Raw genomic sequence first — 21,299 nt, 5'->3', positions numbered from 1 at the left:
CGATGACCGGGCCGGGCGCGGGCCTGGCGCGGTCGGCGTCATTGAGGGCGGCCGTCCTTGCGGGCAGTCCCGGGGGCGGCCGGCGCCTGCGGCGTGGCGGCCTTGCGGTCGCCGGCGCTGGCCAGCAGGGCCGCCTGGCGCGCCGCCTGCGCGCGGGCGACGCGTTCCGCGTCCTGGCGGGCCAGGCGCTGCTCGCGGGCGGCGATCTGCAGCTCGGCGTTGACGTCGTTGAACGCGTTGGCGTTCGAGACCAGCGCCAGCGCGCCGAGGATCGCCAGCAGCACCGTCAGCGCCGGGCCGATCACCGGCCAGCGGGCCCACGGCGAATAGGCGTAGCACGGGGCCCGGGGCGTGAGCCGGGGGGCCAGGCGGGCGGTGATGTCGGGCTCGTTCATGGTCGTTCCTTCGTTCATCGGTGGGTGGGAGGGAGAGCGTGCTGGTAATGCTAGATGCCCACGAACGCCGTCACAAACGCTATATCCTTGCCTCCTTGTGCAGCCATTCTTTCCAGTAAATGGCTACAGTCGCCCCGCCGACCCCTTTGCGAGGACCTCTCCCGATGCGACTCCCCCGCCTGCCGCTCCAGTACCTGGCCGCCTTCCGCGCGGCCGCGCTGCACCAGAACCTGCGTGCCGCTTCCGAGGAGCTCAACCTCACCCACAGCGCGGTGAGCCAGCAGATCCGCGCGCTGGAGGTCCAGCTCGGCTTCCCGGTCTTCGATCGCCAGGGCCGGCGCGTGGTGCTCAACGCGGCCGGTGGGGCGCTGCTGCGCGCGGTGGAGCGCGCCTACCAGGAGCTCGACCAGGGCCTGCGCGCCGCCACGGCCGCGCATGGCATCGAGCAGCGCAGCCTGCGCGTGACGGTGCTGCCCTCGTTCGCGCAGCGCTGGCTGCTGCCGCGGCTGGGCCGCTGGCATGCGCTGCATCCGGAGGTGACGCTGGAGATCGAGGCGACCGCGCGCCTGGTCGACCTGGAACGGGAGAAGTTCGACATCGCGCTGCGGCAGGGCCTGGGTCCGTGGCCGGGCGTGGACAGCGAACCGCTGTTCGACCTGTCGATGCTGCCGGTGGCCTCACCGGCGCTGGCGCACCAGTTGATCGGCCAGCCGCTGGAGGCGCTGGCGCAGGCGCCGCTGCTGGGCGATCCGGGGCAATGGGAGGACTGGTTCGCGCAGGCCGGGCTGCGGCGCCAGGTCGTGCCGGTGGCCATCTTCAACGACTTCGGCATCCTGCTGCAGGCCGCCGAGCAAGGCATGGGCGTGGGCCTGACGCGCGAGCTGCTCGCGGCGGACGCGCTGCTGGACGGCCGGCTGGTGCGTGTCGCGCCGCGCCAGGCGATGCTCAAGGAGCCGCAGCGGTATCACATCGTCTATCGGCCGGGCGCGCGCCACGAGCCCGCCGTCGGCGCCTTCATCGACTGGCTGCACGAGGAGACCGCGCAGTCGCGCGCGGCGCTGGACGGCGCGCGCACCTGCCTGTCCACCGGGCGGGTCACGATGCCAGAAACAGCGCCTGCAGATCGCTGAGGAAGTCGAAGCCCAGCGGTGTCGCGCGGATCAGCGCGGGATCGGGATCGAGCAGGCCCTTCTCGCGGCCCCTGGCCATCGCCGTCGCGATCGCGGACGGCGGCAGGCCGGTGCGCTCGAGGAAGCTCTGCAGGGTGACGCCCTCGCGCAGGCGCAGCGCGTTCAGCATGAACTCGAAGGGCAGTTCATTGCGCGCGACCTCGTGCTCGTTGGACACCGCCTGGCCTTGCGCGGCCTTGTCCATGAAGGTCGCGGGATCGCGCCAGCGCACCTGGCGCAGGACGCGGTGGGCGAAGCTGAGCTTGGTGTGCGCGCCGGCGCCGATGCCCAGGTAGTCGCCGAACTGCCAGTAGTTGGTGTTGTGCGTGCAGCGGTGGCCGTCGCGCGCGTAGGCCGAGACCTCGTAGCGGGACATGCCCTTCGCGCCGGTGCGCGCGGTGATCAGGTCCAGCATGTCGCTGGCCAGGTCGGGGTCGGGCAGGTGCTCGGGCGGCGAGTTCGCGAAGCGCGTGTTCGGCTCGATCGTCAGGTGATAGACCGACAGGTGCGGCGGGTCGAACGCCAGCGCGATGTCCAGGTCCCGGCCCAGCTCCTCCAGCGTCTGCCCGGGCAGCGCGTACATCAGGTCGATGTTGAAGGTGCCGAAGGACCGCGCCGCCTCCTCGATCGCGGCGCGCGCCTGCGTGCCGCTGTGGATGCGGCCCAGCGCGTGGAGCTTCTCGTCGTCGAAGCTCTGCACGCCGATCGACAGCCGCGTGATGCCCGCCTGCGCGAAACCGGCGAAGCGGTCCTTCTCGAAGGTGCCGGGATTGGCCTCCATCGTGATCTCGCAGCCGGGCTCCAGCGGCAGCCGCGCGCGCACGTCGGAGACCAGCTCGGCGATCTGCTCCGGCGCGAACAGGCTGGGCGTGCCGCCGCCGATGAAGAGCGACACGACCGGACGGCCCCAGATCAGCGGCAGCGCGGCCTCGAGGTCGGCGCGCAGCGCGGCCAGGTAGGCGCGCGCGGTCTCGACGTCGAGCTCGCGGCCGTCGCGGTATTCATGCGAATTGAAGTCGCAGTACGGGCACTTGCGGATGCACCACGGCAGGTGCACGTACAGCGACAGCGGCGGCAGCGCCGACAGCGTCAGCGTGCCGGGCCGCATCATGCGGATGATGTCGGCCACGGTTCAGCCCAGGTGCCAGCTTTCGCGCATCTGGCGCAGCAGGTCCTGCGACGCGAGCGCGCGATGGCTCAGCCGGTTCTTCACCTCGGCGCCCAGCGCCGCGACGCTCTTCCCGAGGTCGGGAATGAACAGCAGCGGGTCGTAGCCGAAGCCGCCCTCGCCTTCCTGCGCGTGCAGGATCTCGCCGTGCCAGCGGCCCATCGCGATCAGCGGTTCCGGATCGTCGGCCGCGCGCACCGCCACCAACGCGCAGACGAAGCGTGCGCGCCTGTCCTCGATGCCTTGGAGCTTCTCCAGCAGCACGCGGTTGTTCTCGGCGTCGCTCTTCTCGCGGCCGAACAGCGTCGCGTAGCGCGCCGACAGCACGCCGGGCATGCCGCCCAGCGCGTCGACGGCCAGGCCGGAATCGTCGGCCAGCGCCGGCAGGCCGCTGGCCTTGGCCGCGTGGCGCGCCTTGGTCAGCGCGTTCTCGACGAAGGTGTGGAAGGGCTCTTCCGCTTCCGGGATGCCGAGGCTGCCTTGCGTGACGAGTTCGATCGCCAGCGGCTCGAACAGCGCCTGCAGTTCCTTCAGCTTCTTCGCATTGTTGGAGGCCAGGACCAACTTCATCGCTTGCTCCAATCGTGGCGGCTCAACGAGCCGGGGTCATTGCGCGGCGAGCGCCTCGCGCTGCGCGGCGAGCAGCTCGCCGATGCCCTTCTGGGCCAGGTCCAGCAGCACGTCCACCTCGGCGCGCGTGAAGGCGACGCCCTCGGCGGTGCCCTGCAGCTCGACGAAGTGTCCCGCGCCGGTCATGACCACGTTCATGTCGGTGTCGCAGGCGGAGTCCTCGACGTACTCGAGGTCCAGCAGCGCCTGGCCGTCATGGATGCCCACGGAGATCGCGGCGACCGCGTCCTTCAGCGGCGACGCGCTCAGCTTGCCCTGCGCCATCAGCCAGCTCACCGCGTCGTGCGCGGCGACGTAGGCGCCGGTGATCGCCGCGGTGCGGGTGCCGCCGTCGGCCTGGATCACGTCGCAGTCGAGCTGGATCGTGCGCTCGCCCAGCTTGGACAGGTCGAACACCGCGCGCAGCGCGCGGCCGATCAGGCGCTGGATCTCCTGCGTGCGGCCGGTCTGCTTGCCGCGCGCGGCCTCGCGGTCGCTGCGGGTGTGGGTGGCGCGGGGCAGCATGCCGTACTCGGCGGTGACCCAGCCCTCGCCGCTGCCCTTCTTGTGCGGCGGCACCTTCTCCTCGACCGAGGCGGTGCACAGCACCTTCGTCTCGCCGAACTCGATCAGCACGGCGCCCTCGGCATGGCGGGTGTATTGGCGGGTGATGCGCACCGGACGCAGGGCGTCGGCCGCGCGCCCGTTCGGGCGGCTGGCATGGCTGCTCATGGGGAGGTCCTTCAGTGGGGCTTCTTGCCGGCCTTGCGGATCGCGTCCTGGATCTCGCGCACGGCGGAATCGATCTCGGCTTCGTCGAGCTGCACGTCCTGGCTCGCGCCCTGGATCGTGGAGGCGAAGCCTTGGTCGTCGAGGTCCTGGGTGGAGATGGAGTCGGGGGCGTCGCCCTCGCCTTCCCACTCCACCGCCAGGGCGGTGACGTTGTCGCTGCGGGCGCCGGCCTGGCGCAGCGCCTGCTCGACCAGTTCCGGCACGGCGTCGCCGACCGAGCGGCTGTCGGACAGGTGGCGCAGGATGTCGGCGTCGCTGACCGAGCTCCACAGCCCGTCCGAGCACAGCAGCATGCGGTCGCCGTTCTGCAGCAGCACCGGGCCGTTGACGTCGATCATCGGCTTGCCGGGGCTGCCCAGGCAGGTGAACAGCACATGGCGGTTGAAGCGCTCGGCGCCGGTGGCGTGGCGGCCCAGCGCCTCCTGCAGCTCGCTGTAGGAGTGGTCGCGGGTGCGGGCGATCAGCTCGGCGTCGCGCAGCAGGTACATGCGCGAGTCGCCGCAGTGGGCCCACCAGATCTGGCCCTGCTGCATCAGCCCCACGACGATGGTCGTGCGCGGCGTGTCGTTCATGGCGCGCTCGGCGGCGTAGGCCAGCAGCTGCTGGTGCGCGAGCAGCACCGCCGTCTCCAGGAACTGCGACGGCTCCCGGATGATCGGCTGCGCGTCGCGCTGGAACAGCGCGGCGACGTTCTGCAGCGCCAGGTGCGCGGCGACCTCGCCGTCGGGGTGGCCGCCCATGCCGTCGGCCAGCGCGAAGAGACCGGCCTCGCGGGTATAGCAATACCCCATGCGGTCCTCGTTCTTCTCACGGCCGCCACGGCGGCTCACCTGATAGACGGAGAACTTCACGCCTTCGCCCCGGTCTTCAGGTTCTCCAGCTGGAGCTTGAGGCGCTCGCTGAAGCTGAGCTTCGTGTAGCGGCGTTCGGTCTCGCGCGAGAGTTCCTTCTGCAGCGCGAAGACGCTTTGCGGGCGGGTCAGCGGGTCCAGCGACATGCACCACTCGGTCACTTCGAGCAGGTTGTCGGAGTACACGTTGCGCAGCCGCGAGAGCGACAGGCCCAGGCGGTCCTTCTCCAGGCGCTGCGGCGCGTCGTTGGGCGGGTAGCCCTGCATGCACGCGTAGATGCAGGCGCCGATCGCGTAGATGTCGGTCCACGGGCCCAGCGAGCCGTCGCGGCGGTACATCTCGGGCGCGGCGAAGCCGGGCGTGTACATCGGCCGGATGAAGTTGCCTTCCTTGGACAGCACCTCGCGCGCCGCGCCGAAATCGAGCAGCACCGCCTTGTTGTCGTTGGTGATGAAGATATTGGCCGGCTTGATGTCCAGGTGCAGCATCTTGTGCTGGTGCACGATGCGCAGCCCCTTCAGGATTTCGTCGAAGAGCGACCGGATGGTCGATTCGCGGAACACCTTGTCACGCTTCAAATCGCGCGCGGTCACGATGAAATCCTGCAAGGTATCGCCTTGCAGGTAATTCATGACCATATAGACGGTCTCGTTCTCGCGCAGGAAATTCAGCACCGAGACGACGCTCGGGTGCGAAATTTGCGCGAGGGAACGGCCCTCCTCGAAAAAGCTGCGCAGCCCCAGGCGGTACAGGGGCTGCTTCTCAGGCTTCACTCGAGGCGTGAGTTCGCCGGGGGATCGTTCTGCAAGGGACGACGGGAGGTATTCCTTCAGCGCCACCAAATGATGGTCGGGGTCTTCGGCCAAATACACGACGCCGAATCCACCCGCAGCCAATTTCTTGATGATCTGATAGCCCCCCACCACCGTGCCTGCGGGCAAGGGCGCCGGTTTCGGCTTTGACATAATCGCGGTTCGATTGTTCTACCGATAGCTGATGCCAGTTTACAGCATGACCGGTTATGCCAGCGCCACGGCACAACCCGCGAACTCCGGCGAAACCCCTAGCCCCGCGGCCGCCCCGGCCGTGACGGTGGAGGCCCGGTCCGTCAACGGCCGCTTCCTGGACCTGAGCTTCCGGATGCCCGACGAGCTGCGCTCGCTGGAGCCGGCGCTGCGCGAGCTGGTGGCCGGCAGCGTCAAGCGCGGCAAGATCGAGCTGCGCATCAACACGCAGCGCGATGCCGACAGTTCGTGGCCGAACCCGCAGCCGGAGCAGCTGAACCGGCTCGCGCGGCTGGAATCGCAGGTGCAGACCTGGCTGCCGAAGGCGCAGGGATTGAGCGTCCAGGAGGCGCTGAACTGGTGCAAGACCGGCGCGACCGGCGCCAGCGCCAACGACGAGACGGTGCTCGAGGCGGCCCGCCAGTGCATCAAGGGATTCCTGGAAGCGCGCGAGCGCGAAGGCGGCAAGCTGGTGACGATGCTCAAGCAGCGCGTCGCCACTTTGCGGGACCTCGCCACACAAGCCGAGCCGCTGATTCCCGCCGCGGTGCAGCGCCAGCGCGAGCGTTTCCTCGAGCGCTGGCAGGAAGCGCTGAGCGCCAGCGGCGCCACGCAGACCATTTCCGAGCAGACGCTGCAGGAACGCGCGGTCAACGAGGCCGCCGCCTACGCGCTGCGCATCGACGTGGCCGAGGAGCTGACGCGGCTGCGCGCCCACCTGGACGAGGTGGAGCGGCTGCTGAAGAAAGGCGGCGAGATCGGCAAGCGGCTGGACTTCCTGATGCAGGAGCTGCATCGCGAGGCCAACACGCTGGGGTCCAAGGCGGTGGCGATCGAGCTGACCAACATCTCGGTGGAGATGAAGGTGGCGATCGAGCAATTGCGCGAGCAGGTCCAGAACATCGAATAAGCGCACTGGCGGCCGGGTCCGGCGTGAACGAGTGCGCGCGGCCCGCGGGCCGCTCGCGCGCGTCGTGCCGGGGCCTTCACGGCGTCCCTCATAAAATCACGCGATGGAATACCCGGGCAATCTCTTCGTCGTCGCCGCGCCGAGCGGCGCCGGCAAATCCAGCCTCGTCAAGGCGCTGCTGGAACTGGACGCCAAGCTGAGCGTCTCCGTCTCCCACACCTCGCGCGACCCGCGCGGCCAGGAACAGCACGGCCGCGAGTACCTGTTCGTGACCAAGGACGAGTTCCGCGCGATGGTCGACCGGGGCGAGTTCTTCGAGTGGGCGGAAGTCCACGAGAACCTGTACGGCACCTCCCGCGCGGCGATCGAGGCACGGCTGGCGCATGGCGACGACGTCGTGCTGGAGATCGACTACCAGGGCGCGCTGCAGATCAAGCAGCTGTTCCCGCACGCGGTGCTGATCTTCATCCTGCCGCCGAGCTGGGACGAGCTCAAGCAGCGCCTGATACGCCGCGGCGACACGGCCGAGGCCGTCATCGCCAAGCGCATGGCCGCCGCGCGCAACGAGGTGGCGCAGGCGCGGCACTTCGATTTCGTGGTCATCAATGCCGTGTTCGAGACGGCGCTTTTCGACCTGAAGGCGATCGTGCAGGCGCAGCGGCTAAAATACGCGACCCAGCGCCGCAACCGGTCGACCGTGTTCCGCGCGCTCGACCTGATCGAATAACCCTCTCCCGCAGGAAACCAGCATGGCCCGCATCACCGTCGAAGACTGCCTGACCAAGATCCCGAACCGTTTCCAGCTGGTGCTCGCCGCGACCTATCGCGCCCGCATGCTGAGCCAAGGCCACGCGCCGAAGCTGGAGTCGAAGAACAAGCCCGGCGTGACCGCGCTGCGCGAAGTCGCCAACGGCGACGTCGGCGTGGAAATGCTGCGCCGCGTGCCGGTCTGAGCCTGACCGACCGCCTGCCGGCCGTCTCGCTGAAACGCCCCGCCCCGCGGGGCGTTGTCATTTGCGGCGCCAGAACTCGGCGTCCAGTTCGACCTCGTTGCCGGACTTCTCGTTGATCACCCACAGCCGCGCGCCGTCCGGCGCGACGCGGTCGACCTCCCCCACCAGCCGCCCGGCGGCCACGCGCAGGCCCTTCGCGTTGAAGGGGAAGTCCGCCGCCTTCGCCAGCGCGGCCAGCGGCACCGCCTCGCGCGCATCGCCGGCCAGCCGCATCCGCTGGACGATCGGCGCGAGCACCTCGTTGGTCAGGTCGGCCGACGACAGGTAGATCACCACCTTCGCCTGCGCGCGGCTGAGCGCCACGTTGAGCAGCCGCCGCGCCTCCTCGGTCCGCAGGAACGGCTGCGTGCCGTCGGCCGGATCGAAGAACACCACCGGCGCCTCGCTGCCCTGCGCGCGGTGCACGGTGCTGACCTTCACCCGGGCGTCGACGCCCAGCGCGTCCAGCCGCCACCGGATCAGCGCCCGCTGCGCCCGGAACGGCGTCAGCACGATCAACTCGTGCGGCGCCCACTCGCCGCTGGCCAGCGCCTGGGCGACGGTGGCCGCGATCGCGTCGGCGGATTCGCGCCGCACCGGCCCGCGGTCCTTCGCGGACCAGCCGCCCTCGCGGGTCACGCGATGCACCTTCACGTGGACGTCCGCCGGGATGTCGCCGAGCGCCCGGGCCCGCGCCCTTCCCCATTCGGCGGAAGCCACGGCATCCGCGGCCACGCGCAGCGCGCCGTCGTAGAAGAGATCGCTGACCAGCTCGCCGATCGGCGCGGCCATGCGGGACTGCTCGTCGAGCATCGCCACCGACGGCGCGGTACCCTCGCTCGGAGCGCCCCTGGGCATCGCCGCGAAGGGCGAGCGACCGAGCCAGATCTTCGCCAGCCGGTCCTCGCTGCGCAGTACCGGCGAAAGCTGCTGCGGATCGCCCGCGAAGAGCCTCGCGCGGCCGAGCGGCATCAGCGCCAGCGCATGCGCCAGGCTGACCTGACTGGCCTCGTCGAAGACGATGAGGTCGAAGGGCGCGTCGCCACGGCCGCCGATCTCGCGAAATTCGTCGCCATCGAGGTGACAAGGGCGATCGAGACGAGCCTGGCGTCCGTCGTGCTCATCGGACTCACCCACCTCGCGCAAGGACTTCAGCGTGAAGGCGGCGCGCGTGGTCGTCATCGTCGCGAGGCGGCAGTGCCTCAACGCCTGCGATGACGGCGTGCCGGCGGGCGGCAGCAGGTGCCCGCGGCCCGCGTAGGCCTCGGCATCGAAGCGCGACCCGAGGCGCTGGACGCTCGCGCGCAACGCCTCGCGACGCCCCTTCTGCAGCGCCTTGTCGACGGCCAGCGTCGCGAGGTCGACCGCGTGATTCGTCGTCGACAGCAACAGCACGCGCGCGTCCGGCTTGCGATCCAGGTACTCCGCGAGCAGCACGCCCAGCGTGGTCGTCTTGCCAGTGCCGGGTGGGCCCCACAGGAAGGCGTTGTCAACGCCGATCAGCGACAGCGCCTCGCGCTGCGCCGCGCGCAGCCAGCGGAAGGGCGAGCCATCGAGCACCGGCGCGTCGGCGACGGCGCGCGGCGCCGCGAGCCCCGGCCAGCTCGCGGCCGCGCGAGCAGCCCAGCCGTCGTCCGACCAGGCGTCGGCGACGGCCTTCAGGAAGCGCGGCGGATAGATCCGGATCAGGTGCCCTTCCCCAGGCGGCGGGCCGCTCGCGTCCTTGAGCACCAACTGATCGTCCTCGACCACGACGCCCAGCACGCTGGCGCCGCCCTTGGCCGGCGCGCCCCACCAGGCGGACGCGCCCTCCAGCCGCTCGTCCAGCAGCGTCTGGGCCGACGCCTGGCCGGGGCGCTGCCCTTCGGCATAGACGTAGTCGGGCTCGAGCGTGACGCGCCAGAGCGCGCCGTCGGCGGCGGTGCGCAGCACCTTGAAGTCGTAGAACTCGGGCGTCGCGGCCAACTCGGCGTCGATCGCCGCGCGGATGTCGGCGATGGGCATGAGCGCGACCAGACTGGAAATGCGAGGAGGCGGGACTATAGCGGCCGCCTCGGGCAGCAAGCAGCAAGCAGCAAGCAGCAAGCAGCAAGCAGGAGGCAGGAGGCAGGAGGCAGGAGGCAGGAGGCAGGAGGCACTGGGTGCACATGACCGCAGGCCCTGGCGCCGCGTTCAGGCGCTCCGCCATGACGAGCGGGGCCCGCGCCGTCGCTCACCATAATCGCCCGATGCCGCTCCCGATGCCTCGCCTGGGCCGTCGCGCCTTCCTCGCCGCCGCGGGTGCCGCGGCCCTCCCCGCGTCGCTCCTGCGCGCGCAGACGCCAGCGACGACCCCCTCGCCCCTCGGCGCTTCGCCGCCGGCGACCGCCTTCATCGACGTCAACGTCGTGCCGATGGACCGCGATCGCGTGCTGCGCGGCATGACCGTCGTCGTGCGCGATGGCCGCATCGCGTCGATCGCGCCGGACGCGCCCGTGCCCGCGGACGCGCTGCGCATCGAGGGCCACGGGCGCCGGTGGCTCTCGCCGGGCCTGGCCGACATGCACAACCACTGCGACAGCCGCCAGGACATGGCGGTGCTGCTGGCGCAGGGCGTCACCACGACGATGAACCTGGGCGAGGCGCGCAACAGCTTCGTCGGCCGATTGCGGCTCGCCATCGCGCGCGGCGACGTGCCTGGCCCGCAAGCCTTCGCGGCGCTCGCGGTCGACGGCACGCCGGACTACGGCCATCTCGTGCTGCGATCGGTGGACGACGTGCGCGCCGCGGTGCAGCTCGCCAGGACCAACCGCTACGACTTCCTGAAGGTCTACAACAACCTCGCGCCGGAGGTCTTCGCCGCGCTCGTGCGCGAAGGCGCGGCGGCCGGCATCCCGGTGGTCGGCCACGGGGTGACCGCGGTCGGGCTCGCGAAGCAGATCGAGGCCGGCCAGGTGCTGGTCGCGCACGCGGAGGAGTTCTTCTACACATTCTTCCCGCCCGCGCGCGAGGACGATCCCAACGGCGCGCCGCCCGAATCGGCGATCGCCGACGCGGTGGCGCTGCTGCGCCGGCACGGCACGGCGGTGGTCGCGGACCTGGTGACCTACCGCCGGATCGCCGAGCAATGGGGACGGCCGGATGTCATCGCGGGCTACCTGAAGCAACCCGAGGCCGCCTTCGTCGCGCCGACGCAGCGCGCGCTGTGGCCGCTGGCCGGCTACGCGCGCCGCCAGGGCGACCTGATGCGGCGCTACGCGTTCCTCGAGGCGTTCGTGCGCGCGATGCAGCGCGCCGGCGTGCCGCTGCTGTCGGGGACGGACGTCTCGGACATCCCGGGCCTGGTGCCGGGCTTCTCGCTGCACGAGAACCTGCGGCTGCTGACCGCCGCCGGCCTGTCGCGCTTCGACGCGCTGTCGACCGCGACGCGCCAGGCCGGCGCCTTCATCGCGTCGACGAAACCGGGCGCGCCGCCCTTCGGCACGGTCACGCCGGGCGCGCGCGCCGACCTGCTGCTGACCGAGGCCAATCCGCTGGACGACCTCCACACGCTGTCGCGGCCGCTGGGCGTGCTGGCCGCGGGCCGCTGGCGCGACGAGGCGGCGCTCGGCGAGCTGCTCTCGACGGTCTCGGACACCTATCGCGGCGCGCGTCTGTAGACCGCTGGCAACGATTGACCCCAGCGCGCGCCGGCCGCGGGTCGCGCGCGGAGAATCCCGCCCATGCTCGGCCTGCCCACCACCGCCACCGCTCCCTTCTGTCCTTCGGAGGTCCACGGCTCGATCGCGCTGAGCGAAGGCGCGCCGCTGTGGAAGCGGCTGCTGCGCGTGGCGGGACCGGGGCTGCTGGTCTCGGTGGGCTACATGGATCCCGGCAACTGGGCCACCGACATCGAGGCCGGCTCGCGTTTCGGCCATGCGCTGCTGTGGGTGGTGCTGGCGTCGAGCCTGGCGGCGATGCTGCTGCAGACCTTGTCGCTGCGGCTGGGGCTGGTGTCGGGCATGGACCTGGCGCAGGCCTGCCGCGAGCGCTACCGGCCGGCGGTGCGCCTGCCGCTGTGGGCGATGGCGGAGCTGGCGATCGTCGCCTGCGACGTGGCGGAGGTGCTGGGCACCGCGCTGGCGCTGCACCTGCTGTTCGGGATCTCGCTGCTGGGCGGCGTGGGCATCGCGGCGCTGGACACGGTGATCGTGCTGGGACTGAAGGGGCGCGGCTTCCGCCAGGTGGAGGCGATCATCCTCGGCCTGGTGATGACGATCGGCATCTGCTACGCGGTGCAGCTGGTGCTCGTGGGGCCGGACTGGGCGGCGGTGGCGCGGGGCTTCTTGCCCAACGGCGTCGCGGTGCACGACCCGAAGGCGCTGCTGCTGGCCATCGGCATCCTGGGCGCGACGGTGATGCCGCACAACCTCTACCTGCATTCGTCGATCGTGCAGACGCGGCGGGTGCGCGACACGGCGCCGGCCAGGCGCGACGCGATCCGGCTGTCGACGATCGACACGCTGGTGTCGCTGACGCTGGCGCTGATGGTCAACGCGGCGATCCTGATCCTGGCGGCGACGGCCTTCCACGCCCACGGCCATCGCGAGGTCACCGAGATCCAGGATGCGTATCACCTGCTGGATCCGCTGGTGGGGAGCTCGATCGCGTCGGTGCTGTTCGGGGTGGCGCTGCTGGCGGCTGGGCAGAGCTCGACCTTCACCGGCACGATCGCCGGGCAGGTGCTGATGGAGGGTTTCCTGCGGCTGAAGATCCCGTGCTGGCAGCGCCGGCTGGCGACGCGTTTCCTGGCGCTGGTGCCGGCGTTCATCGGGCTGCTGTGGCTGGGGGAAGAGGCGATCGGGCGGCTGCTGGTGGCGAGTCAGGTCGTGCTGAGCCTGCAACTGCCCTTCGCGATCTGGCCGTTGATCCGGCTGACGAGCGACCGCGCGGTGATGGGGGAATTCGCCAACGGCCCGGTGGTGCGGGTGCTGAGCTGGTCGCTCTTCGGGTTGGTGACGGGGGCGAACGCGGCGCTGTTGTGGTCGCTGATGACGTGAGGCGGCGGCGCGTGTCGAAAACGGCGGGGGTTGATCGTCGTGGGAATGTGATCAACGCTTTCTGAAGCAAGGGAGACCCAGATGAGCACCGAAGAGAAGGTCCAGGGACCGGCGTCCTACTTCCCGTCGATCGAGAAGAAGTACGGGCAGTCGATCGACCACTGGATGGGCGTGCTGAAGGCGGCGGGGCCGCTCAAGCACATGGAGCTGGTGGCGCTGCTGAAGGCCGACCACGAGATGGGCCACGGGCATGCGAATGCGCTGGTGGCGTGGTTCTTGGCGAAGCAGCGCTGAGGCTGACGAGGTTCAGTCCCCGCTCACCAACGCATACGGCCCGCCGCGTTCCAGCGCCCGCCGGTAGGCCGGCCGGGCGTGGATGCGCTTGAGGAAGTCGGTGATGCGCGGCTGACGGGCGACGGCGCCGCCGCGTTGCACGGCGGCCTCGAGCGGGAAGCTCATCTGCACGTCCGCGGCGGTGAACTGCTCGCCGGCGAACCACGGGCTCTTGGCGAGCTCGGCTTCCAGGTAGTTCATGTGCGTGTCGATCTGCGGCTGCACGAAGCTCGCCTTGGCCTTGGCGGCGATGCTCTTGGCGATCGGCTTGGCGAAGAACGGCATCGGCGCGCGCTCGATGCGGTCGAAGATCAGCTTGAGCAGCAGCGGCGGCATCGCCGAGCCCTCGGCGTAATGCATCCAGTAGCGGTAGCGGAGCGCGTCCGGCGTGCCGGCGGCGGGCTTGAAGCGGCCTTCGCCGTAGCGGTCGACGAGGTACTCGAGGATCGCGCCGGATTCGGCGACCACCAGGCCCTCGTCGCTGATCACCGGCGACTTGCCCAACGGATGCACCGCGCGCAACTCCGGGGGCGCGAGCATGGTCTTCGGATCGCGCTGGTAGTGCTTGATCTCGTAAGGCAGCCCGAGTTCCTCGAGCAGCCACAGGACCCGCTGCGAGCGGGAGTTGTTGAGGTGATGGACGGTGAGCATCGGCGGAGTCTATGCGGGGTGAAGGATGGCTTCGCGACGGCGCTTGAAGAGAATCGCGCCATGAATACCCCTACCCGCGCCTTCGAGCCGCCGTATTACGCGGTGATCTTCTGCAGCCAGCGCACCGAGGCCACGCCCGGGGACGGGTATGGCGAGATGGCGGAGCGAATGGTGGCGCTCGCAGCGCAACAGCCCGGGTATCTGGGCGTGGAAAGCGCGCGAGGCGAGGACGGGTTGGGCATCACCGTGTCGTACTGGCGCAGCCTGGAAGACATCCGCGCGTGGCGCGCCGTCAGCGAGCACCAGGCGGCTCGCGATCAGGGAAGACGGGATTGGTATCGCCATTACGAGCTGCGCATCGCGAAGGTGGAGCGGCATTACTCGTGGGATGAGGCGGATGGCGTGGGGGATCCGGTGCCTCGCGCTGAGCGGTGAGCCGGGAGGCACCAAGGAAACAGGTGGCGAAGTCGGCACTCCGATTTCGCCTTTCAGAGCGCCCTTCTCGCCATCTCGCGCTCGATCTCCTCGGCGCTCAACCGCACGACATCGCTGACGGTCTCATAGAAGAGCCGATGGAGCTTTCGCCAATCCTGCGGGGCGCTGACGACCGTCACGGAGTCTTGGTCCCCATGCCGTTCGTCCAATTGACCGGCCAACCACTTTGACTTTGGCATCCCCCGCTCCTCCCACTCGTTCCATAGCCTGAACAGTTCTTTTCGTCGTTGCTCGGTCAACTCGGAGAACCGTACTTGGAATTTGACGAGCTGCGCAGCGCCAACAAGAAAATCCTCTTCCTCCATCGCCGAGTCAGACTGATTTCCGCACGATGAACAGCTGTGGAGAAAGGGAACTTCCTCTCGCATGGGCTGACCGCACATTTCACATCTGATATCGGCCCTCATAGGATTTCAAAGCTCTTCATGCAAGCGGCTGATAAATCTAATTTGGCCGCAACCTTATATCCATGTCGCCAAGCGATCTTGGCGTTGATTGATCCGTCGACCTCAAAGGACACGGCTGCGCCGAACAATGCGTGATGTCGAACGTCATACTTCGACGGCAACCATTAAAAATGGTCCATCACCTCCTCCGGGATCAGAATATAGCGACACAACTTTTCCCCGACGGCGACAGGCCCAATGTCTTTGATACTGCCACGGATGCAACCAAACAACGATCGATCTGCATTCACGCCGTAGGCGTTATGTTCCGATGTTCGTCTGCCAGCCCCAACAATGTGCCAAGACTGCTCACGAACTCTGCGTGAGGCGGATATGGGTAGGCGGAGGAAAGGCTCATGAAGGTCTCGCTCAAAACATGCTGATCTTCAGTCGATAGGCGCTGGAGGTCGTTCGCCATCTGTTCAAGCGCTTGGACCGCCAAGTCCGAATCGACTTGCGAGTCCTCGGAGAACTCGAATACCAAAGCAGCATTCGCGATGGCCCTTGCGAAGGCGAGCATAGTTTTCATACGTCCTTCGTAGCTTTCGATCTAGCAACTCCAACTCCAGCCAGTCCGATACACCGTCCCCATCAGGCCCTTCGTGACCTGCTGCTTGTTCTCGTAGAAGGTCGACGCGTCCAGCGCGTTTTCGGTCTTCACGGCGCGCGGCGATCAGCGTCTTCGTTGTCCGACACCACGTTCGAGCCCTTGGTCAGCAGGTCCTGTCCGGCCTGCGCCGACACCGTCTGGCCCGAGATCGTCGTGCCCCGTGCGATCCAGCGGTCGACCTGCGTCCCGCGCGGTGTTGGTTACGAGAGGCAAGTTCGCCTAGCTATTCAAGTGTCGAGCCCAATACTTCGACTGTCAGCCAGCTTGAAATCTAGGGTCTTGGTGAATGAATGGTTTTGCAAAGTTTTTCCAATAATTCCACACCAGCTCTTCATTATGTGTTTCCGGGGTCTTTCCGCCGACATACTGGTCAATCAACCGGACAGCGACGTTGAATTCCTCATCATTCAAAGCGTCGAAGTTGTAAATATTAAACACATCGCTTTGAGTTATTTTTTCAAAGATATCTTGACACTTGCCGCTTAAAACAGCATGAAGCATTTCACCAAATGCATCAAAGAGGAACGGCTCTACGCTTGAATCATTCCTGACCAAACCATTCCCTAAACGATTGACTCCGAGAATAATTGACGCTGCCATCGAATGCTCTCACAACTCTAGGATTAAGTACCGATCGAAGCAGCCCAATGCCATAACAGCAGAGCATATTTTTCTATTTTCTTGAAATCGGGAGTATTCCGCCAATAACTACACAACTCTCGTTTCTCACCAGGAGCGCTTGATCAAACCAAGGGGGAAGCCAGTCGACAAATAAAACTCCATGGCCAACGACCCCTCCATTTCGAACTTGACTGGGATGGGATTGGGCGGCAAGGACTGACCACGCCTAGCATCGTCAAGGAACTTCCCATACTCCATAAGCAAAGCGATGGCATCCTCAATTTTCAGCAAGACGCTTTGGCCATCGACAAACTGATTCTCAATGAAGGTCCTTCCACTTGCCACTCTGACATGAAATGAATTGCCAGCACCAACATAACCACCAAAATTGGTCGCTGCAGCTTCATTCAATTTCCGAATAAAGGCCTGTGCGGCGCTTTTCGAGCCGACATCATCGGATAGCCAAGATGCCAGCACCTCCGCGCCGGAAGATAAACTCGACCGACTCACATCGAATCGATTCAGTCGATTCGACCATTGAGGACCAATATCTTCAGAAGCAATCATTCTGCCTAAACGGCTTCCTCAGCCGGCAGCGCCACGCTCATTTCGACCCAAGTCCACATGCGCAATTGAGAACCAATCAATCATCTAGTCTATCAAGCTGCAGCCCATTTCCTGCTCGTCAATCCTCCCAATCCCATACAAAGGTGCTATCGCGATAGGCTCGGACATTCTCATACTAAAACGAAAGCACAAACTTGCAAGGGGTGATTTCAGAAAGAAGGCTCAAGAAAAGGTGAATTTCACTAGCAGACTCATCAACATCCACATTCAATCGAAACACTATCACATACCTAACAAGAAATCTTTCTCCCGAGTATCCTTCAGCAGTCACTGGATGATAATCCGTATGCTCAATAATTCGAAGTGCGGTGGAGGAGTTTTCGAAGTAGCCACGGGCAGGCTTGTTCTCTATATAGGTCACCCCCACAACACCAGAACGTCGAAGCACCATTTCTATCAGCGCCCAATCCGGTGAATAGCCTTCCAGCTCCAGAGTATATTCAACAGCCACAATCAACCTTCCGATCGCAACGCTGTGCTGGCAGTTCGTGTTGCTCCGCTTGACCGTGCTCACCGCCGGCTGCCGAAAGCAGCCGATAAAGCCGCCCCTCTTGCTGCGACTCTCCGAAGTGCCGAGCGTCAGAATGTTTGATTACTATTCCAGCAAGCAATCAAAAATCTCCGACAAATTCAGAAAATTGTGACCCGAGTCTCCAATCACGCACCTTCCGAGACCGGCTCATCCAAATTCAAAACATGCAGCTCAAACTCAGACGCATCAACCACAAGATCGATGGAACTGAAAAAGCCTCGTAATGATCCTGATAGATAGAATTCATTACCCCCCTGTCCCGATCCATGTAGTTCATTCATCACTGGGGCGTCCCATATCGCTTGATTTTGTGCATCTAGCGTATATGTAGAGGTTTTGAGCCTGACCGATTGCACGCCGGAGAACTTCAGTACGCAGTGTCCAACGAAGCCTGATGAATTCTTCTTAGAGAACTGCTCGGAGAGCGAAGGCGAAGCATCCAACCAAGAGGACACGTAGATTGAAAACTCGTTCCCGTTAAAAAAATAAGATCCGTATTGACATTCTGTGACGGTCAACTCATCCCAGCAGTCTCGTAAAACTTTCATTTTTAATCCTTTACCAAAACGATTGTTTTCATAGTTTCCTTTGGAATGGAAGAACCATCAACCCTCCGGAAGGTCATATCAGAAAATTCTGACAACAACGCACCTTGATATTTAACCTTTAGACCAAGAGTGCTGAGCTCAGCCTCACTCGGAAACTTTCGGAAGGTAGGATTCGATTCGTTCAAATTGATCACAATCTCACCCCCACTCTTTACCACTCGAGAAACCTCTGGCAAGTATTCCATTGGGTTCCCGGTGCCTCCCGCAGATTTCGGAATGAGCGGATTGTTGGCGACTACTCGACCTTGACTGCCAGTCAGGACGCTCGACATATTTCTAACATCTGCGGCTACGGCGGTAGGGTCGGTAGGTCCAACCCCCTTGGCGCCGGCGACTTGAGGGCCTCGCTCATCGGTAAATAGTTCTAAAGTTGAGGATTGTGGTGGACCATTCCGTGTGGACTCTCCTGTTGTTGGGTCGCTTCGGTCCTTCCTACCACCCCCACTACTTACTCGGACTGGTCCCTTCTGGACTTCTAGGATCTGCTTCGGCATTCCGATGGTGCCGAAGACATCAGAAGCAATGGAAAGGATAGTCGCAATCCGATCCTTGTCTTCCTTATCGTAGCCAGCAGCGTGCCCAATCAAGTAGCCAGCGGAAGCATACGCACTGTTGCGCAGCGGTTCGATTTCCGCACCCGCGGTCTCTCGTGCAATGGCAGAAGGCAATCGACTTTCATTCCATTGCCTGTCACCCACCATTCCGATGTCCTTCTTCGCGGCAAGGAAGATATCCCTTTCAGTTGATTGAGGTGCCGCGCCGAACAGGTACGCGAATACCCTCTCCCCGCCGGGATACGTGCCATTCACCCATGCCGCCATTGCATCATTGCTGCCCGCATAGGGATAGGTGTAGCTTGGAGATGGTGGATTCGTGGCAAGTTTACGAAGCTCTTGGCCTGCGAGCGCCATTGCTGCGTCCGGAGAGAGACTGCGATATGCCTCGCCATATTTGCTTTCGGTATAGGCCACGGCGTAGAAGGCAAGATCATTTTTCTGATCCTTCGTCAGCGCCTGCCCCTTGGAGAACTTCGCCAAGAGCTCATCGCTCATTTGATCCGCGATTTCCAGGGCGACGAGCGCGCGACTCTCATCGACAGAGAGTCCACCGTTCTGGCTCTTCTTCTTGAGGGCCTCTAGTTGTTGGCGCTGCGGGTGGGCGAGGAAGTTGTTGGTGACCTCATTGAAAGCCGTGGCCGCACCGGCAGCCGAGCCGCCCGTCAATCCACCGACGGCAGTGCTGGCAAGACCGGTCAGACCGTTGACGAGACTGCCGTCAACACCCGCAGCCTCAAGCGCGGACTTCACATTGGGCGCAGTCAAGGTGCCTGCGGCCGCTCCGATCGCTCCATCGAGATTGCCCGTCAGAGCGCCCAGCGCCGTATGGGCAGCGACTCGGAGTGCGCCGTCGGGTCCCCAGTTCTTCTCCAATTGCGCGGCTTGTGCAAGGTACTCATCTCGCTCAACTGGGTCCTTTGCCGCTACGGCCTTGCCCCTGAGCACCGTCGCCTCGTCCAGCTTCTCCTTGGCGAACTCCCCAATCTGCTTCGCCGCCTCCTTCCCAAACGTCTGCGTGACCGCCACCTGCGCGGCGAGGTCCTGCTGCACCTTCTCCTTGTCGAAGATCTGCTTGATGCCGCTCTCGGCATCGCCAGTGCGGGCGGTCGAGTTCCCCGCCACCCCGCTGATCCCCGCCTTCGTGGTGCTGCCGGCCTTCTCGCTGACCACCCCCACCCCCGCCGATTGCCCCGGATCCCCCGGTTTCATCGTCATGAGCTGGTACGACCCGTCCTTGGGCTTCTCCCCGCCCTCGTTCTTCTCGCTCCCATCCTTCTTCCCGAACCCCGCCGCCACCGAGAAGCTCGACCCCTTGTAATCCGCCTTGTTCTCGATGTCGCTCATCGTCAGGCTGCCCGACTTGAAGCTGTTGACGCCCGCGTCGACCGCAGCCTGCGTGCTCGTGATCGAGCCGCCCTTCAAGTCCGTGTTGCCCTTGACCGCCACCTGGAACCCGCCGTCGCCGGCGCGGATCCCGCTCTGCTCGACCACGCTGGTGAAGTCGCTGTTGACCTTGCTCTGGCCAAAGCTCGCGCTGCCGCTGAAGCCCGCGCCCACCGTCACGCTGCCGCCGGCCTGCATGCTCTCGCTGCGGAAGCGGCTCGTGTCCTGCAGGCTCTCGATGTTGAGGTCGCCCCCCACCGTCGCCTTCACCTTGTCGCCGCTGACCACCGCGCCTTTGAGCGTCGTATCGCCGCCGGACTCGATGCTGACTTCCTTCCCCTGCACATGCGTGTTGCGCTGAATGACGTCCTCGCCGTCGGCTTTACCGCGCGCCAGGCTGGCGCTCGCGGTGAAGCCCATCGAGGCGCCACCCGAGCCCACGCTGATGGCCACGCCCACTGACGCGCTGCTGGACGAGTTCTCGCTCTTCTGCTTGACCAGGTCCTGCGACGAGGTCAGCGACACGTCGCCCTCCGCCTTGATCGCCAGGCGCTGCGCCGCCGCCAGGTCCGAGCCCTGCACGTCGATGCTGCTGTCCTTGCCCGCGCCCTGCGCGGTCAGACGGATGTCGCCGCCGGCGGTGACCTCGCTGCCCTGGTTCGTCGTGGTTGTCGTCTCGGTCCGGCTCTTGGACTGGCTCGACCCCACGGTGATGCTGACCGACAGCCCGCCCGCGGCCTTGGGATCAGCCTGCAGCGCCTGCACCGCCTCCTTGGCCTTGATCGCCGTGGCCGCGAGGCCCAGCGCCTGCATGCGCGCGTCGCCGACCTCGCCGACGTTCTCGGCCATGTCCTTCGTGCTCTCCAGCGCGCTGAGCAAGGGCGCGCTGACCGCCACCGTCAGCCCGCTCTGGCGGAAGGCCGTCGTCTGCACGTCCTTGCCTTCCTGTGCCGCGCCCTGGATCGAGATCTTCTGCGCCAGCACGTCCACGTCGCCCTTGGGCGTCTGGATCACCGAGCCGACCTGGGCGAAGTCGCGTCCAGCCACGATCGTCACGTCGCCGTTGACGCTGCCCACGGTCGAGCCGACCACCGTCTGGCTGTAGGCCTGATGGCCGGGGCGCTGGTCGCGCGTGCCCACGGTGAAGCCGATGCCGCCGCCCATGAGGCCCTTCGTGACCTGCTGCTTGTTCTCGTAGAAGGTCGACGTGTCCAGCGCGTTCTCGATCTTCACGTCGCGCGAGGCAACCAGCGTGGTGCCGTTGTCGGACACCACGTTCGAGCCCTTGATCAGCAGGTCCTGCCCGGCCTGCGCCGACACCGTCTGGCCCGAGATCGTCGTGCCCAGCGCGGTCGTGCGCTCGAGCTGCGTCTCCCGCGTCGTCGTCGTCGTCGACTTCAGGAAGCCCTTGGCACTGCGCGAAGCGTTTCAGGGGAGTTCGTACAAGCGGAGCTGCCTGTGCCGAAGATCAATCTGTCGGAATATTAATGGCAAAAATGGCTTTCAGCGGCCGAGTACCAATCGGGTA

General features: G+C 65.9%; 23 protein-coding genes. 8 read left to right on the top strand and 15 right to left on the bottom strand.

Going from position 1 to position 21,299, the window contains the following annotated elements; genetic code table 11:
* Positions 1–38: 38 nt before the first annotated feature.
* Positions 39–395 (bottom strand): hypothetical protein, encoded by a 357-nt coding sequence (locus N5D62_RS09085; RefSeq protein ID WP_279757392.1) that lies wholly within the window; start codon positions 393–395, stop codon positions 39–41.
* Between the two features lie 164 nt (positions 396–559).
* On the opposite strand from N5D62_RS09085, the gene N5D62_RS09080 reads away from it, so the two are divergent.
* Positions 560–1,525, top strand: coding sequence for a LysR substrate-binding domain-containing protein (locus tag N5D62_RS09080; RefSeq protein WP_279757391.1), 966 nt, complete (start codon positions 560–562; stop codon positions 1,523–1,525).
* Here N5D62_RS09080 and hemW read toward each other — a convergent pair.
* From hemW to N5D62_RS09055, 5 genes are read right to left on the bottom strand one after another with little or no spacing between them, the layout of a single operon-like run.
* Positions 1,491–2,672 (bottom strand): radical SAM family heme chaperone HemW, encoded by a 1,182-nt coding sequence (gene hemW / locus N5D62_RS09075; protein ID WP_279757453.1) that lies wholly within the window; start codon positions 2,670–2,672, stop codon positions 1,491–1,493. The two genes, N5D62_RS09080 and hemW, sit on opposite strands and share 35 nt — an antisense overlap.
* Positions 2,673–2,696: 24 nt before the next feature.
* Positions 2,697–3,302, bottom strand: coding sequence for an RdgB/HAM1 family non-canonical purine NTP pyrophosphatase (rdgB, locus tag N5D62_RS09070; protein WP_279757390.1), 606 nt, complete (start codon positions 3,300–3,302; stop codon positions 2,697–2,699).
* A 36-nt stretch (positions 3,303–3,338) separates the two neighbouring features.
* The gene (rph, locus tag N5D62_RS09065) at positions 3,339–4,073 is read right to left on the bottom strand and encodes a ribonuclease PH (RefSeq protein ID WP_279757389.1); all 735 of its coding nucleotides are present in this window, start codon (positions 4,071–4,073) and stop codon (positions 3,339–3,341) included.
* A gap of 11 nt (positions 4,074–4,084) precedes the next feature.
* On the bottom strand, positions 4,085–4,984 hold the full coding sequence (locus tag N5D62_RS09060) for a serine/threonine-protein phosphatase (protein ID WP_279757388.1): 900 nt from the start codon (positions 4,982–4,984) through the stop codon (positions 4,085–4,087).
* Positions 4,981–5,949: a serine/threonine-protein kinase gene (locus N5D62_RS09055; protein ID WP_058936168.1), complete on the bottom strand. Its 969-nt coding sequence runs from the start codon at positions 5,947–5,949 to the stop codon at positions 4,981–4,983. Before N5D62_RS09055 ends, N5D62_RS09060 begins: the two co-directional genes overlap by 4 nt.
* Before the next feature lie 31 nt (positions 5,950–5,980).
* On the opposite strand from N5D62_RS09055, the gene N5D62_RS09050 reads away from it, so the two are divergent.
* From N5D62_RS09050 to rpoZ, 3 genes are all read left to right on the top strand, one after another.
* Positions 5,981–6,898 (top strand): YicC/YloC family endoribonuclease, encoded by a 918-nt coding sequence (locus N5D62_RS09050; protein ID WP_279757385.1) that lies wholly within the window; start codon positions 5,981–5,983, stop codon positions 6,896–6,898.
* A 103-nt stretch (positions 6,899–7,001) separates the two neighbouring features.
* Entirely contained in the window at positions 7,002–7,625 is a 624-nt protein-coding gene (gmk, locus tag N5D62_RS09045) for a guanylate kinase (RefSeq protein ID WP_279757384.1), read from the top strand.
* Between the two features lie 22 nt (positions 7,626–7,647).
* On the top strand, positions 7,648–7,851 hold the full coding sequence (gene rpoZ, locus N5D62_RS09040) for a DNA-directed RNA polymerase subunit omega (protein WP_058936171.1): 204 nt from the start codon (positions 7,648–7,650) through the stop codon (positions 7,849–7,851).
* Between the two features lie 57 nt (positions 7,852–7,908).
* On the opposite strand, the gene N5D62_RS09035 is transcribed toward rpoZ, so the two are convergent.
* Positions 7,909–9,894 carry an ATP-binding protein gene (locus N5D62_RS09035; protein WP_279757382.1) on the bottom strand — a complete coding sequence of 662 codons (1,986 nt, stop codon included), beginning with the start codon at positions 9,892–9,894 and terminating at the stop codon, positions 7,909–7,911.
* A gap of 224 nt (positions 9,895–10,118) precedes the next feature.
* Between N5D62_RS09035 and N5D62_RS09030 the strand changes: the two genes are divergently transcribed.
* The 3 genes from N5D62_RS09030 to N5D62_RS09020 all read left to right on the top strand — a co-directional run bounded on the left by N5D62_RS09030 (position 10,119) and on the right by N5D62_RS09020 (position 13,202).
* On the top strand, positions 10,119–11,528 hold the full coding sequence (locus N5D62_RS09030) for a hypothetical protein (protein ID WP_279757381.1): 1,410 nt from the start codon (positions 10,119–10,121) through the stop codon (positions 11,526–11,528).
* 63 nt (positions 11,529–11,591) lie between these two features.
* Positions 11,592–12,908, top strand: a complete 1,317-nt coding sequence (locus N5D62_RS09025; protein ID WP_279757380.1) for an Nramp family divalent metal transporter — start codon at positions 11,592–11,594, stop codon at positions 12,906–12,908.
* Between the two features lie 81 nt (positions 12,909–12,989).
* The gene (locus N5D62_RS09020; RefSeq protein WP_279757378.1) at positions 12,990–13,202 is read left to right on the top strand and encodes a DUF4287 domain-containing protein; all 213 of its coding nucleotides are present in this window, start codon (positions 12,990–12,992) and stop codon (positions 13,200–13,202) included.
* A gap of 12 nt (positions 13,203–13,214) precedes the next feature.
* On the opposite strand, the gene N5D62_RS09015 is transcribed toward N5D62_RS09020, so the two are convergent.
* The gene (locus tag N5D62_RS09015) at positions 13,215–13,892 is read right to left on the bottom strand and encodes a glutathione S-transferase (protein ID WP_279757377.1); all 678 of its coding nucleotides are present in this window, start codon (positions 13,890–13,892) and stop codon (positions 13,215–13,217) included.
* A gap of 60 nt (positions 13,893–13,952) precedes the next feature.
* Between N5D62_RS09015 and N5D62_RS09010 the strand changes: the two genes are divergently transcribed.
* Entirely contained in the window at positions 13,953–14,327 is a 375-nt protein-coding gene (locus N5D62_RS09010) for an antibiotic biosynthesis monooxygenase (protein ID WP_279757376.1), read from the top strand.
* A gap of 53 nt (positions 14,328–14,380) precedes the next feature.
* Here the strand turns inward: N5D62_RS09010 and N5D62_RS09005 are convergent, their stop codons facing one another.
* The 7 genes from N5D62_RS09005 to N5D62_RS08975 all read right to left on the bottom strand — a co-directional run bounded on the left by N5D62_RS09005 (position 14,381) and on the right by N5D62_RS08975 (position 21,172).
* Positions 14,381–14,692, bottom strand: coding sequence for a hypothetical protein (locus N5D62_RS09005; RefSeq protein WP_279757375.1), 312 nt, complete (start codon positions 14,690–14,692; stop codon positions 14,381–14,383).
* A 388-nt stretch (positions 14,693–15,080) separates the two neighbouring features.
* A complete protein-coding gene (locus N5D62_RS09000; protein ID WP_279757374.1) occupies positions 15,081–15,362 on the bottom strand; it encodes a hypothetical protein in 282 nt (93 codons plus the stop codon).
* Positions 15,363–15,698: 336 nt separating this feature from the next.
* On the bottom strand, positions 15,699–16,043 hold the full coding sequence (locus N5D62_RS08995; RefSeq protein WP_279757373.1) for a hypothetical protein: 345 nt from the start codon (positions 16,041–16,043) through the stop codon (positions 15,699–15,701).
* 126 nt (positions 16,044–16,169) lie between these two features.
* A complete protein-coding gene (locus tag N5D62_RS08990; protein WP_279757372.1) occupies positions 16,170–16,631 on the bottom strand; it encodes a hypothetical protein in 462 nt (153 codons plus the stop codon).
* Between the two features lie 175 nt (positions 16,632–16,806).
* On the bottom strand, positions 16,807–17,205 hold the full coding sequence (locus N5D62_RS08985; RefSeq protein ID WP_279757371.1) for a hypothetical protein: 399 nt from the start codon (positions 17,203–17,205) through the stop codon (positions 16,807–16,809).
* 143 nt (positions 17,206–17,348) lie between these two features.
* Positions 17,349–17,771, bottom strand: coding sequence for a hypothetical protein (locus tag N5D62_RS08980; RefSeq protein ID WP_279757370.1), 423 nt, complete (start codon positions 17,769–17,771; stop codon positions 17,349–17,351).
* A 2-nt stretch (positions 17,772–17,773) separates the two neighbouring features.
* Positions 17,774–21,172, bottom strand: a complete 3,399-nt coding sequence (locus N5D62_RS08975; RefSeq protein ID WP_279757452.1) for a hemagglutinin repeat-containing protein — start codon at positions 21,170–21,172, stop codon at positions 17,774–17,776.
* Positions 21,173–21,299: the final 127 nt, after the last annotated feature.

Origin of the sequence: Mitsuaria sp. GD03876 (genome assembly GCF_029840635.1) — a bacterium.
Taxonomy (GTDB): Bacteria; Pseudomonadota; Gammaproteobacteria; order Burkholderiales; family Burkholderiaceae_C; genus Roseateles.
Note: the sequence above shows the minus strand (reverse complement) of the source record. Positions and strands in the feature narration are given on the sequence as shown.

Bases quoted from the DNA above. Each gene is read 5' to 3' on its own strand.
- N5D62_RS09030 (WP_279757381.1), top strand. From the start codon at position 10,119: ATGCCGCTCCCGATGCCTCGCCTGGGCCGTCGCGCCTTCCTCGCCGCC.
- gmk (WP_279757384.1), top strand. From the start codon at position 7,002: ATGGAATACCCGGGCAATCTCTTCGTCGTCGCCGCGCCGAGCGGCGCC.
- N5D62_RS09035 (WP_279757382.1), bottom strand. From the start codon at position 9,894: ATGCCCATCGCCGACATCCGCGCGGCGATCGACGCCGAGTTGGCCGCG.
- N5D62_RS09000 (WP_279757374.1), bottom strand. From the start codon at position 15,362: ATGAAAACTATGCTCGCCTTCGCAAGGGCCATCGCGAATGCTGCTTTG.
- hemW (WP_279757453.1), bottom strand. From the start codon at position 2,672: ATGCGGCCCGGCACGCTGACGCTGTCGGCGCTGCCGCCGCTGTCGCTG.
- N5D62_RS09025 (WP_279757380.1), top strand. From the start codon at position 11,592: ATGCTCGGCCTGCCCACCACCGCCACCGCTCCCTTCTGTCCTTCGGAG.
- N5D62_RS09005 (WP_279757375.1), bottom strand. From the start codon at position 14,692: ATGGAGGAAGAGGATTTTCTTGTTGGCGCTGCGCAGCTCGTCAAATTC.
- rdgB (WP_279757390.1), bottom strand. From the start codon at position 3,302: ATGAAGTTGGTCCTGGCCTCCAACAATGCGAAGAAGCTGAAGGAACTG.
- N5D62_RS09050 (WP_279757385.1), top strand. From the start codon at position 5,981: ATGCCAGTTTACAGCATGACCGGTTATGCCAGCGCCACGGCACAACCC.
- N5D62_RS09080 (WP_279757391.1), top strand. From the start codon at position 560: ATGCGACTCCCCCGCCTGCCGCTCCAGTACCTGGCCGCCTTCCGCGCG.
- N5D62_RS08980 (WP_279757370.1), bottom strand. From the start codon at position 17,771: ATGAAAGTTTTACGAGACTGCTGGGATGAGTTGACCGTCACAGAATGT.
- N5D62_RS09010 (WP_279757376.1), top strand. From the start codon at position 13,953: ATGAATACCCCTACCCGCGCCTTCGAGCCGCCGTATTACGCGGTGATC.
- rph (WP_279757389.1), bottom strand. From the start codon at position 4,073: ATGAGCAGCCATGCCAGCCGCCCGAACGGGCGCGCGGCCGACGCCCTG.
- N5D62_RS08990 (WP_279757372.1), bottom strand. From the start codon at position 16,631: ATGATTGCTTCTGAAGATATTGGTCCTCAATGGTCGAATCGACTGAAT.
- rpoZ (WP_058936171.1), top strand. From the start codon at position 7,648: ATGGCCCGCATCACCGTCGAAGACTGCCTGACCAAGATCCCGAACCGT.
- N5D62_RS09055 (WP_058936168.1), bottom strand. From the start codon at position 5,949: ATGTCAAAGCCGAAACCGGCGCCCTTGCCCGCAGGCACGGTGGTGGGG.
- N5D62_RS09085 (WP_279757392.1), bottom strand. From the start codon at position 395: ATGAACGAGCCCGACATCACCGCCCGCCTGGCCCCCCGGCTCACGCCC.
- N5D62_RS09020 (WP_279757378.1), top strand. From the start codon at position 12,990: ATGAGCACCGAAGAGAAGGTCCAGGGACCGGCGTCCTACTTCCCGTCG.
- N5D62_RS09015 (WP_279757377.1), bottom strand. From the start codon at position 13,892: ATGCTCACCGTCCATCACCTCAACAACTCCCGCTCGCAGCGGGTCCTG.
- N5D62_RS08995 (WP_279757373.1), bottom strand. From the start codon at position 16,043: ATGGCAGCGTCAATTATTCTCGGAGTCAATCGTTTAGGGAATGGTTTG.